Below are 11,424 nucleotides of genomic sequence, written 5' to 3'. Positions count from 1 at the left end.
GGCCGGCTCCCACAATTGGTCGGCGTCGTTCACAAATTTCGTGCTTGGCGGAGATCTCGGGTCTGACGGAAATCCCCTGTAGGAGCTGGCTTGCCAGCGAAAGCGGTCTGACATTCGACATCGATGTCGACTGACCCGGCGCCTTCGCTGGCAAGCCAGCTCCTACAGTTGATCGGGTCGTACTCAAATTCCGTGCCTGGCAAAAATTCCCTGTGGGAGCTGGCCTGCCGGCGATGGCGACCTCACAGCCAAGCAATTGCTCGCGGCTGTACCGGATGCACTGTAGGAGCTGGCTTGCCAGCGAAAGCGGTCTGACATCCAATATCGATGTCGACTGACCCGGCGCCTTCGCTGGCAAGCCAACTCCTACAGTTGATCGGTGTTGTACACAAATGCCGTGCCTGGCACATCCCCTGTCTGGGGCGTCCTACTGCCATCGCCGGCAGGCCGGCTCCCACAATTGGTCGGCGTCGTTCACAAATTCCGTGCTTGGCGGAGATCTCGGGTCTGACGAAGATCCCCTGTAGGAGCTGGCTTGCCAGCGAAAGCGGTCTGACATTCAACATCGATGTCGACTGCCCCGGCGCCTTCGCTGGCAAGCCAGCTCCTACAGTTGATCGGCGTTGTACGCAAATGCCGTGCCTGGCACATCCCCTGTCTGAGGCGTCCTACTTGCGTTTTTTCGTCGAAGGTTTCTTCAGCTCGAACATCAGCATCGAGCGGCCCGTTACCTGATACTCATCGCCAAACGAAAACGATTCCCCAGGGTCGAGCTGCGCCTGGTTGGTGTCCAGCTGCAAAATCCACTGTTGGCCCTGTGGCACTTCCGGCAGGGTGAAATTCACCACGTCGTGATGGGCGTTGACGATGATCAGCAGCGATTTATCGACGCCTTCGCGGCGAATGCCGCTGGTCTGGGTACGTCCATCGAGCAGGATTCCCATGCAGCGGTTACTGCCGTCATGCCACTGTTCCACCCCCATTTCCTCGCCACCCGGCTGCAACCAGCTGACGTCCTTGACGCCCAGGCTTTCGTCGTATTCGCCGGTGAAGAAACGATTTCGCCGCAGCAGTGGGTGGCGGTTGCGCAGCTCGATGAGGTAGCGGACAAACTCTTGCAGCTCGCTGCTTTGTTCACTCACATTCCAGTCTATCCAGCCGATCTCGCTGTCCTGGCAGTAGGCATTGTTGCTGCCGCCCTGGGTCCGGGCGAACTCGTCTCCCGCCAGGAGCATGGGCGTACCCTGTGCAAGGAACAACGTGGCGAGCAGGTTGCGCATCTGCCGATAGCGCAGTTCGATGATCTCAGGGTCCTCGGTCGGCCCCTCGACCCCGCAGTTCCACGACCTGTTATCGGAGTGGCCATCGCGGTTGTCTTCGCCGTTGGCCTCGTTGTGCTTTTCGTTGTAGGAGACCAGGTCATTGAGGGTAAAGCCGTCATGGGCGGTGATGAAATTGACCGATGAAGCCGGCTTGCGACCACGCCGATTGAACTGCTCGCCCGAGCCGAGAAAGATCTTGGCGAAGTCGCCCAGCATGTCATCGTCGCCTTTCCAGAAGGCACGGGAGACATCCCGGAACTTGTCGTTCCACTCCATCCACCCGGGTGGGAAGTTGCCCACTTGATAACCGCCAGGGCCACAGTCCCAAGGTTCGGCGACCAGCTTGACCTTGGCCAGGACCGGATCCTGGCGACAGGCGTCGAGAAAGCCACCGCCCTCACTGAAGCCTTCAGGCTCGCGACCGAGGATGGTCGCCAGATCGAACCTGAAACCGTCCACGCCCATCTCTGAGCTCCAGTATCTCAAGGAGTCAGTCACCATCTGCAATACGCAAGGGTGGCTCATGTTGAGTGTGTTACCCGTACCGGTGTCGTTGATGTAGTAGCGCGCATCGTCGGGCATCAGTCGATAGTAGCTGGCGTTGTCGATGCCCTTGAGCGACAGGGTCGGCCCCATCTCGTTGCCTTCGGCCGTGTGGTTGTAGACCACATCGAGGATCACCTCCAGCCCGGCCTTGTGAAAGCGCGAGACCATGATCTTGAACTCGCCGATCGACTGACCCGCCATGTAGCGCGCATGGGGGGCAAAGAAGCCCAGGGTGTTGTAGCCCCAGTAATTGCGCAGGCCTTTTTCCAGCAGGTGGTTGTCATCGAGGAAGTAATGCACGGGCATCAGTTCCACGGAGGTCACGCCGAGTGAGCGGATATATTCCACCACGTCGTTCTGGTGGAAAGCGGCGAAGGTGCCACGATCAGGCTCTGGCACCGAAGGATGACGTTTGCTGAAGCCGCGCACGTGGGTTTCGTAGAAAACCGTATTTTCCCAAGGCACGTTGGGTTTTGCGCTATTGCCCCAGGTGAAGGCCGGGTCGATGACCCTGCAGCGGGGCATGAAAGGTGCGCTGTCGCGTTCATCGAATGACAGGTCGCCGTCTGCATGGCCGACGGTGTAGCCAAACAGCGCATCGTCCCATTGCAGTTCACCCGAGATCTGCTTGGCGTAGGGGTCGATCAGCAATTTGTTGGGGTTGAAACGATGCCCGTTGGCCGGATCGTAGGGGCCATGCACCCGATAGCCATACAGCGTTCCAGGCCGGGCGTCGGGCAGGTAGCCGTGCCAGATCTCGTTGGTGAATTCCGGCAGGGCGATGCGCTCGATTTCTGCCTGGCCGTCGGCGTCGAACAGACACAGTTCGACCTTCGTGGCATTCGCGGAAAAAATCGCGAAGTTGACGCCCGAGCCGTCCCACGTTGCGCCCAACGGATAGGGCAGCCCCTCGCTGACACGGCTGGCGGGACGTTCTTGGCTTGATGCACTGTCGCTCTGTGGTTGATCCGTCATGATCAAGCGCTCCGGAGTAGGTTCTGGGATGGATGACCAACGCGGTCTACCGATAGAAGCCTGCGGCGCGCAACAGTTCAGGAAATTTGCTGCCCGATCGAGATGTACGTCTCACTCATCATTCTGTTGGAACTCCCCATGACGTCGCTCCGTCATCAGCAGTAGGGGGGCTGCGGCTGATTCGTGGCGAACCCTGCTAACGCTTTTTCTTCAATCAGAAGGCGAGGGACGACATGAATACTGCAGACAGCACGACCGGGAGCCAGGCAGACAAACCCGACTCCCCAGACTTTCAACACCTCAAGGAAAACGTAACGGAGGCGCTTGGCGGAGCAAGGCAGCAGGCGGATGAACAGTTTGGCCAATACCGTGACACGGCAGCAGACCAGATAGAGGCACTGGCCGAAGGGGCAAAATCCTTCGTTTCAGAACTGCAGGACAAGGACAGGCTGGGCATGTCCGACTACCTCGCGGACATGGCGGAGTCCATGAGCGGGCTGGCGGGCAATCTGCGCGGGAAAAGTGCGGAACAGCTGCTGCATGACGGCGCCGAACTGGCGCGCAACAACCCGGCATTGTTCATTGCCGGCAGCATTGCGCTGGGCTTTGGCCTGTCGCGTTTTCTCAAGGCCGGGGCCGCGCCGGCGGCGACGCTCAGCGATGCTGGCGACCCGGCAGCAGGGCATTCAATTCCGCCGTCAGGTGGATTCGGCGCGCAACGCCCCTACGAAACCTCCGTTCCATCACGTACTGATGAAAATCCTGGCCTGGCAACCGGCATCACGCCAGCCTCGCCGAATGCACAGGATCATCCATCAGACTTCGCAACGAATTCGACACCCGCTTCCACACCCTATAAAGGAGCGCTGTGATGAACAGAGAAGATCAAGATTTGCCGGGCGTCAGACCGGTGCCCACCCCGGAGCCTGACGCTTCGGTCGTCGGCCTGTTGCGTCAACTGACTCGCGAAGTGCCGTCGCTGTTCACCAAGGAACTGGCGTTGGCCAAGGCCGAGCTGCAGGAGAGCCTCACGACGCTGAAGGCCGGCATTGCCGGTGTCGCCGGTGGTGCGATCGTGCTGCTGGCGGGGTTCATCATCCTGCTGATGTCCGCTGTCTACGCCTTGAGCATGTTCATGGCACCGTGGTTGGCTGCGCTCATCGTCGGTGTCGTGGTGATGATCGTGGGGTTCGCCATGCTGCAGTCAGGAAAAAAACAGTTCGAGCCGTCCCACTTCAAGCCTGATCGTACGCTGGACGCCTTGAACAAAGACCAGGAAGCGCTGCGGAGGAAAGTCTCATGACCACTGAATTCGACATCGAGTCGCAAAAAAGCCCCGAGACCATCGAGCGGGAAATCGATGCCCAGCGTGCCAGCATCGGCAACATCGTCGACGCGCTGGAAAGTAAATTCACCCCGGGACAGTTTTTCGACCAGGCGTTGTCGTTCATGCAGAGCAACGGCACGACGTTCCTCAGCAACCTGGGCACCAGCGTTCGCAACAATCCCGTTCCGGCGGTAGTGACGTCGGTGGGTCTGTTATGGCTGATGATGAGCCAGAACCGTCCGCCGACTCCTCGTCCGGCTTATCCCGTAGCCCCCACACGGAACAAGGTCGGGGAGTGGACCGAAGGCCTGGGCGAGGGCATCGACAGTGCGCGCGAGCACTTGCACGAGACGGCGGACACCTTGAAGGAGGGCTACCAGAGTGTGAAAGACAAAGCGGCGCACCTGGGCGACAACCTGGGCGCTGCCGGCGAAAACATCAGCCATGCCATGCATGACGCCAGCGACCGCCTGGTGCGCAGTACGCAGGTGATGAGCAATCAAGTCAGCCAGTTGCTCAAGGAACAGCCGCTGATGGTTGCCGCCGCGGGCATCGCCTTGGGAGCCATGCTGGGGGCGGCGTTACCCTCGACGGCCACCGAGCAGCGCTACATGGGCAAGACCAGCGCCGGGCTGGCCGACAAGGTCAAGCAGCAGGCGCGGGAGGGCTACGAAGCGGTCCGCGATACAGTGACTAAAACCACGGAAAACGCGGAAGTGGAGAAGCCGCAAGGGAATGGCCACTCAGTAGCCAGTCAACCGGCCGATCTGTCGCGTGGACTGGGGACGTCGTAAGGCATCGCGTGCAAAGCGGGAGGTCGAATGCCGGCCTCCCTTTTTGCAGCAGGCACCTCTGGTCGGCCCTCGTGAACCTGGCTCGAACACTGTTGATCCATTCAGAAATGACTCCGGGATTGCACTGCCATGAACGCCTTCAAGAACCAGCTGACGCCGTCCCAGGAACGAAGATTGTGTGCACTGGACGCCTGGCATCGAGCACTCGATGACATCGCGCTGCGCATGGAATCTCCCGATGCCTATCACGAAGAATTGCTGCGCCAATCGGATGAGATGGATCGCCAGCGCATTGTCAGTTGGCAAGAGTGGCGCGATTTGCGAATAAAGGCGGACGAGGCGTTTCTGCGCGCCGTAGCGGGAGAGGACTATCACTGAGGGCCCATCCATGGACAGACAGCTGAGGTTCGGCATTGAAGAGGAATACTTCATCACCGATCTGGACACCCGGCGCATGACCGATAAGCCACCCAAGGCTTCGATTGAAGCGTGCGAGGCGGCGATGGGGGCTTGTTTCGCCTATGAGATGTTCCAGGGCCAGATCGAAGTGGCTTCGCCGATCTTCACCTGCATGGATGAAGCAGGGGACTACCTTGTGGCTGCTCGCAAAAGCCTGCGGCGTTCGCTCGAGTCTTATGACCTGGGACTGCTCTGTGCAGGGAGTCATCCTCTGGCTGACTGGCGCGTGCAACAGCCCACTGAGCAACATCACTTTCTTCAACTGTTTGCAGACTATCAACGGGTCGCTAGGCGTAGTCTGCTTTGCGGTCTGCATGTACACGTTGAAATTCCGAGTCACCTTGATCGTATACAGGTCATGAACGAAGTCTTGCCATGGACGCCGCTTTTGCTCGCACTGAGCAGCTCCTCGCCCTTTTGGGACGGTGCCGACAGCGGCTTCATGAGCTACCGGCAAACAGCCTGTGACGAGTGGCCGAGGATGGGCATTCCGGAGTTCTTCGAGGATACGCCTGCCTATGACGCCTACGTCGCCTTGCTGATACGTACCGGCACCATCACCCAGGCCAGCGAATGCTGGTGGGGATTACGGCCCGCTTGCCGCTATCCGACCCTGGAATTGCGCATGACGGATGCCTGCCCACGGCTGGAAGATGCCTTGTGCATTGCCTCATTGTTTCGATTGCTGGTTGCCTATGCGATTGATCAACCTCGACCAGGGTTGGCCTATTCGCAAACGTCCCGCTTGATCCTCAAGGAAAATCGTTGGCGCGCGAAACGCCATGGAACACAGGCGTCATTCATTGTTGAGGGGTACGATCGAACCTTCTCGGCCGAGCAGTGGCTATTTCTGGCGCAGCAGATCCTTGGCGATACGGCGCGCAAGCTGCGTGTGGAAAACGTCTTCGCCCAGGCCCGGCTAATTCTGCGCAACGGCACCAGTGCAGACCGGCAGCGAGACCTTTACCAACGAGCCCTGCGCAGCACTGGGGATGTTCATGCCGCCCTGGCTGAAGTCGTGGATCAGCTGCTGTTGGAAACGTCGCAAGAGCCATGCAAAAGCGATGACCTGCAACCCGCGGAGTGTGAAACCTGAGCAACAGTTGGAAAGAGGACGAAAATCTCGTCCTCTTTTTCGGGGAGCATTATCAGGTCGCCAGGACTGCGGCGGTGTCGTCGCTCTCGGGCAACGCAATCCGGTTATCGTCCGGTGTCAGGATGACCTTCCTGCAATCGTCTTCCTTCTTGTCGAACATCCTGTAGCCCTCGGCGGCCTGCTCCAGCGACAGTCGATGGCTGATAATGACCTCAGGGCTAAGGCGCCCCATCTCTATGTGTTCGAGAAGCTCCGGCAGATAACGCTGCACATGGGTCTGGCCCATCCTGAAGGTCAGCCCTTTATCGAAGGCATCGCCAAACAGGAAGCCATGGATGAACCCGGAGTACACACCCGGCACGCTCACCACCCCGCCACGTCGTACCGCTGCAATGCACTGACGCAATGCCTTGCCGCTGCTGCCTTCGAGCTTTAGCGTGGCGAGCACGGTCTCGGTGGTGCTGCCCTTGGCTTCGAAACCCACCGCATCGACCACGCCATCCACGCCGCGCATGCCTTTGGTCTGGCGCACGATGGTGTCGGCGGGGTCGGCATCTTCATCGAAGTTGATCGGTATCACGCCATAGGTCTTCTGCGCGTAAGCCAGGCGGTAAGGGTGGTGATCGACCATGAAAATCTGTTCGGCACCGAGCATTCTGGCGCAGGCTGCACTCAACAGGCCGACCGGACCTGCGCCATAGATGGCGATGCTCGAGCCGTTGCCGATGCCGGTGTTGGTCACGGCCTGGAAGGCGGTAGGCAAGATGTCCGAAAGGAACAGCACCTTCTCGTCGGACAGGGTGCCCGGGACTTTGAACGGCCCGGTGTTGGCTTTGGGCACACGCACGTATTCCGCCTGGCCGCCAGGGATGCCGCCATACATGTGGCTGAACCCAAACAGCGCGGCACCCGATGGAATGGCTTTCTTGTTGAGGATCGCGCCACGCCCCGTGTTGGTCTTTTCACAGGCGGCGAACAGGTCCATCTGGCAGAAAAAGCAGCTGCCGCAAGCGATAACGAAGGGGATCACCACTCGGTCGCCGGGTTGAACGGCAGTGACGGCCGAGCCCGTTTCTTCAACGATGCCCATGAACTCATGACCGAAGATATCGCCATGCTCGACGGTCGGGATCTTCCCGCGATACAGATGCAGGTCCGAACCACAGATTGCCGTGGCGGTGACGCGAAGGATGATGTCGTCGCTGTCCTCGATAACCGGATCGGGGACGGTGTCGACTTTGACGCTATGCGCGCCGTGATAGGTGAGTGCTCTCATGACGTCCTGCCCCTCTCATGGGTTTGATGGTAAGCGGGAGAGGAGTGCAGACGGAGGTTAGTTCAGAAAAATTCAACTGATCCATTTGAAGTCAGCCGGGAATCTTGCGACGAAACAGGTGCCTGCTTCCAGCGTCGAGGTAACGCTCAAGCTACCTTTGTGCGCGGTGGCGATCTGGGCAGCGATGTAAAGTCCCAGGCCCAGGCCTTCGCCGCGCTGCCCAGCTTGCGACCGGGTAAAGGGTTCAAACAGCAATGGCATCAACGTCGGTGGAATCGGGGCACCCTGATTGCTCACCGATATGACCATCTCATTCCCCTCGGCATGGGCCTGCACGCGGATAGGTTCCGCTGTCGAGCCATGGGTCACTGCATTGCCCAGGAGATTTGAAAGCAACTGGCTGATGCGCAGCGCGTCGCAATAGACGCCGGTCGGAACATCCAGGTCGTGGGTCAATTTCGCTTCGGGGTGAGAGGCCTGTACTTCGTCCAGCGTCAGTTTGAGCGTGCGACCCAGGTCATCGACCAGTTGGCGCTTGACCGGAATCCCGCCACCCATCCTTCCCCGGGCAAAATCCAGCACGTTCTCGATCAGTGCACCCATTCGAGTCGAGCTATTGCGGATCGCTGCAATCAGGTTCAGTGAGCGTTTTTCCGTTGCCCTGGTTTCCAGCAGATCAGCGCTCATCCGGATCGCGCTCAGGGGCGTGCGAAGGTCATGGCCGAGGACGGCGACGAACTGCTCGTGCAGCCTTGCGTGTTCATGGGCATTGACCAGTGCGGTTTGCGTCGCCTGCAGATGGCTTTGGGCGTCGAGACTCATCGCGATCAGTTCGGCGAAGAGGGTGAGTGACTTGGCGATCGCGGGCTCATCGAGATTCGCCGGCACGGAGTCGATGGCACACAGGGTGCCGAAAAATTCGCCATTGGCCCTGATGATGGGAATGGAGATATAGCTCTCCAACGCATAGGTCCTGGGGGTGTGGTGCAACGAGAAAACCGGGTGCGCACTGGCGTGGCCGAAGATGACGGGCTGCCGGTGCTGGCGAATCTCGTGGCAGATGGTTGACTCGACGACCAACTCGCCACCGGGCTTGAGGCCGAAATCGATTGAATCATCGACGGCGCATGCCACCCAGCTTCTTTCGGTGACTCTCGCTACCGCGGCGAAGCGCATCCCGGTGAGATGCTTGACCATGCTCAGGATGACTGGAACGGCATCGATGGTGCGGATGGCTTCAACGTCTGGCGAAAACTCTGCGCGGGTCATGGCTCGGCTGTTCGAAATAATGTCGCTCAGAGACTATCCCTAATCTCACGCCCTGACCACTTGGGGAGCGCCAGCAGCTGTCTATTTGCTGGCCTGCCCCAATTTCTGGTTATCCCGGGCGTCAGCCCAACAAAAGGCCTGCAGCCCGGGCTCGCAAAGCCATCACCAGATTGGCTGGCATCTTTTTTATTTCGTCAGGCCAGAGCGCCAGGTGCCCGCGAAGTTCTCTCGATTCATCATCGTATCTTGAGATATCAGCCAGCACAAAGCTGTACCGACTGAGGTAGGCCGCAGACAAATCATCGGCCAGGGCCCTGGCAGGCTCTCCGGCTAACGCCAGGCACCATTGCGCAATTTCAATGATTCGTTCACCTGGCGTTCGAGGTTCCAGGCCATGAAGGAAGTTCAGGATGTATTGGTTATAGAGCAGGGCGCCTTGCTCGGGCTCATCCGTAGGATTACCAGGGCAATGTCGGCGTTCCCAAGGCAGGATGTACACCATTTTGTCCATTGCAGTCTGAAGAACATAATCCGACGGTTTAACCAATCGATGCATAATCTTCTCCCGAAAGAAAAAAAACGGTTTAGCTATGGTAGCTCATCCATGGAAGCCAATAGCCTTCATGAAAAAAAACCGGCACTGCCGGGAACTATCGCAAAATATCGCAATACCGCGCTTGAACGGGGCTTTACTGAAATAAGTCAAAACCCATCCCTTCGAGGTTGAGGACGAGCCCTTTGTCCATGTCTTTGTTCGTCCCCGCGCTGTTGCTCACCCTGCTGCTCGCCGGCTGCGCCACCCCAACGCGCTTGCCCCACGAGTTCAGTAAGGCCATACCCGCCAGCGAATCGGCATTCGGGCGTTCGATCCAGGCCGCGGCCGCCCAGCATGAGGGACGGTCGGGTTTTCGCCTGCTGCCAAACAGCAGTGAAGCGTTCCGGGCGCGTGCCGAGTTGATCCGCAATGCGCAGAAAAGCCTCGATGTGCAGTACTACATCGTGCACAACGGCCTGAGCACCCGGGCGCTGGTGTGGGAACTGCTGCTGGCGGCCGATCGCGGCGTGCGGATTCGCGTATTGCTCGATGACACCGCCAGCGATGGCCAGGAAGAAGTCATTGCGACCCTGGCCGTGCACCCTAACATCCATATCCGCGTGTTCAACCCTTTGCATCTGGGGCGCAGCACACTGGTGACCCGCACCATGGGCCGCCTGCTCAATCTGTCGCAGCAGCACCGGCGCATGCACAACAAGCTGTGGCTGGCCGACAACAGCGCGGCGATCGTCGGCGGCCGCAACCTGGGGGATGAATATTTCGACGCCAAGCCCGATCTCAACTTCACCGACATGGACCTGTTGTGCCTCGGCCCGGTCGCCGATCAACTGGGCCACAGCTTCGACCAATACTGGAACAGCGCCCTGAGCCGGTCGATCAGTGACTTCCTGATCGTCAAGCCGACAGCTCAAGACTTGCAGGAGAGCCGCCTACGCCTGGAACAATCACTGCAGAGCACGCGTATCGAAAACCAGGCCCTGTACGACCACCTCATGACCTACCGCACTCAACCGCAACTGGCGATTTGGCGTCAGGAGCTGATCTGGGCCAATGCCACGGCGATGTGGGACGCCCCGAGCAAAGTCCTGGCCGACGACGAACCGGCCCGTGCGCTGTTGATGACCACGCAACTGCGGCCTGAGCTCGATAGAGTCAATAAAGAGCTGATCCTGATCTCGGCATACTTCGTCCCACAACAATCCGGCATGCGTTACCTCCTCGGGCGTGCCGATGCCGGGGTCGATGTGCGCCTGTTGACCAACTCACTGGAAGCCACCGATGTGCCGGCGGTGCATGGCGGCTATGCGCCTTATCGCAAGCGCCTGCTCGAACATGGGGTGAAGCTCTATGAGCTGCGGCGCCAACCGGACGACCCCAGCGGTGGTTCTTCTTCCTTTGGCCTCAGTGGTGGCTCGGACTCCAGCCTGCACACCAAGGCCATGATCCTCGACCAGCAGAAGGTGTTCATCGGCTCCTTCAATTTCGATCCGCGCTCAGTGCTGTGGAACACTGAAGTCGGGGTGCTGGTCGACAGCCCTGAACTGGCCGGCTACGTGCGCAAGCTGGCGCTTGAGGGCATGGCGCCAGCGGTGAGTTACCAGGCCCGCCTGGAAAACGGCGAAGTGGTCTGGATCGCTGAAGACGACGGCCGCCTGCATGTCTTGCGCCAGGAGCCCGGTAGCAAATGGCGCAGCTTCAAGGCCTGGCTCAGCGACAAGATCGGCCTGGAGAAAATGCTCTAGACCGTATAGGCCCCCGAGCTTGTGGGGTTGCCTGTATCGACTATCGTTAAAACTCCCACTCC

General features: G+C 59.4%; 10 protein-coding genes. 6 read left to right on the top strand and 4 right to left on the bottom strand.

All coding sequences use genetic code 11. From position 1 onward, the window contains the following. Positions 1–668: 668 nt before the first annotated feature. Positions 669–2,843 carry a glycogen debranching protein GlgX gene (gene glgX / locus ACM6I6_RS16530; RefSeq protein WP_274075719.1) on the bottom strand — a complete coding sequence of 725 codons (2,175 nt, stop codon included), beginning with the start codon at positions 2,841–2,843 and terminating at the stop codon, positions 669–671. A gap of 233 nt (positions 2,844–3,076) precedes the next feature. Here glgX and ACM6I6_RS16525 point away from each other — a divergent pair, with 233 nt between their 5' ends. The 5 genes from ACM6I6_RS16525 to ACM6I6_RS16505 all read left to right on the top strand — a co-directional run bounded on the left by ACM6I6_RS16525 (position 3,077) and on the right by ACM6I6_RS16505 (position 6,519). Beyond that, the gene (locus ACM6I6_RS16525) at positions 3,077–3,715 is read left to right on the top strand and encodes a hypothetical protein (RefSeq protein ID WP_414920250.1); all 639 of its coding nucleotides are present in this window, start codon (positions 3,077–3,079) and stop codon (positions 3,713–3,715) included. Continuing rightward, on the top strand, positions 3,715–4,146 hold the full coding sequence (locus ACM6I6_RS16520; protein WP_414920249.1) for a phage holin family protein: 432 nt from the start codon (positions 3,715–3,717) through the stop codon (positions 4,144–4,146). The genes ACM6I6_RS16525 and ACM6I6_RS16520 overlap by 1 nt, the downstream gene beginning before the upstream one ends. Further along, positions 4,143–4,964, top strand: a complete 822-nt coding sequence (locus ACM6I6_RS16515; protein WP_323608988.1) for a DUF3618 domain-containing protein — start codon at positions 4,143–4,145, stop codon at positions 4,962–4,964. Before ACM6I6_RS16520 ends, ACM6I6_RS16515 begins: the two co-directional genes overlap by 4 nt. Positions 4,965–5,093: 129 nt before the next feature. Beyond that, the gene (locus ACM6I6_RS16510; RefSeq protein WP_274075715.1) at positions 5,094–5,342 is read left to right on the top strand and encodes a hypothetical protein; all 249 of its coding nucleotides are present in this window, start codon (positions 5,094–5,096) and stop codon (positions 5,340–5,342) included. Positions 5,343–5,352: 10 nt separating this feature from the next. Further along, a complete protein-coding gene (locus tag ACM6I6_RS16505) occupies positions 5,353–6,519 on the top strand; it encodes a carboxylate-amine ligase (protein ID WP_414920248.1) in 1,167 nt (388 codons plus the stop codon). A 52-nt stretch (positions 6,520–6,571) separates the two neighbouring features. Here ACM6I6_RS16505 and ACM6I6_RS16500 read toward each other — a convergent pair whose 3' ends face one another. From ACM6I6_RS16500 to ACM6I6_RS16490, 3 genes are all read right to left on the bottom strand, one after another. After that, positions 6,572–7,795: a zinc-dependent alcohol dehydrogenase gene (locus tag ACM6I6_RS16500; RefSeq protein ID WP_274075713.1), complete on the bottom strand. Its 1,224-nt coding sequence runs from the start codon at positions 7,793–7,795 to the stop codon at positions 6,572–6,574. A gap of 72 nt (positions 7,796–7,867) precedes the next feature. Further along, a complete protein-coding gene (locus ACM6I6_RS16495) occupies positions 7,868–9,064 on the bottom strand; it encodes an ATP-binding protein (RefSeq protein ID WP_414920247.1) in 1,197 nt (398 codons plus the stop codon). 121 nt (positions 9,065–9,185) lie between these two features. Then, positions 9,186–9,620 (bottom strand): hypothetical protein, encoded by a 435-nt coding sequence (locus ACM6I6_RS16490; RefSeq protein ID WP_274075711.1) that lies wholly within the window; start codon positions 9,618–9,620, stop codon positions 9,186–9,188. A gap of 188 nt (positions 9,621–9,808) precedes the next feature. Between ACM6I6_RS16490 and ACM6I6_RS16485 the strand changes: the two genes are divergently transcribed. Then, positions 9,809–11,362: a phospholipase D family protein gene (locus ACM6I6_RS16485; protein ID WP_323628701.1), complete on the top strand. Its 1,554-nt coding sequence runs from the start codon at positions 9,809–9,811 to the stop codon at positions 11,360–11,362. Positions 11,363–11,424: the final 62 nt, after the last annotated feature.

This window comes from Pseudomonas sp. IT-P218 (genome assembly GCF_949767605.1).
GTDB lineage: Bacteria > Pseudomonadota > Gammaproteobacteria > Pseudomonadales > Pseudomonadaceae > Aquipseudomonas > Aquipseudomonas putida_AE.
This window is presented reverse-complemented; position numbering and strand designations above follow the sequence as displayed.

Bases quoted from the DNA above. Each gene is read 5' to 3' on its own strand.
- glgX (WP_274075719.1), bottom strand. From the start codon at position 2,843: ATGACGGATCAACCACAGAGCGACAGTGCATCAAGCCAAGAACGTCCC.
- ACM6I6_RS16525 (WP_414920250.1), top strand. From the start codon at position 3,077: ATGAATACTGCAGACAGCACGACCGGGAGCCAGGCAGACAAACCCGAC.
- ACM6I6_RS16520 (WP_414920249.1), top strand. From the start codon at position 3,715: ATGAACAGAGAAGATCAAGATTTGCCGGGCGTCAGACCGGTGCCCACC.
- ACM6I6_RS16515 (WP_323608988.1), top strand. From the start codon at position 4,143: ATGACCACTGAATTCGACATCGAGTCGCAAAAAAGCCCCGAGACCATC.
- ACM6I6_RS16510 (WP_274075715.1), top strand. From the start codon at position 5,094: ATGAACGCCTTCAAGAACCAGCTGACGCCGTCCCAGGAACGAAGATTG.
- ACM6I6_RS16505 (WP_414920248.1), top strand. From the start codon at position 5,353: ATGGACAGACAGCTGAGGTTCGGCATTGAAGAGGAATACTTCATCACC.
- ACM6I6_RS16500 (WP_274075713.1), bottom strand. From the start codon at position 7,795: ATGAGAGCACTCACCTATCACGGCGCGCATAGCGTCAAAGTCGACACC.
- ACM6I6_RS16495 (WP_414920247.1), bottom strand. From the start codon at position 9,064: ATGACCCGCGCAGAGTTTTCGCCAGACGTTGAAGCCATCCGCACCATC.
- ACM6I6_RS16490 (WP_274075711.1), bottom strand. From the start codon at position 9,620: ATGCATCGATTGGTTAAACCGTCGGATTATGTTCTTCAGACTGCAATG.
- ACM6I6_RS16485 (WP_323628701.1), top strand. From the start codon at position 9,809: ATGTCTTTGTTCGTCCCCGCGCTGTTGCTCACCCTGCTGCTCGCCGGC.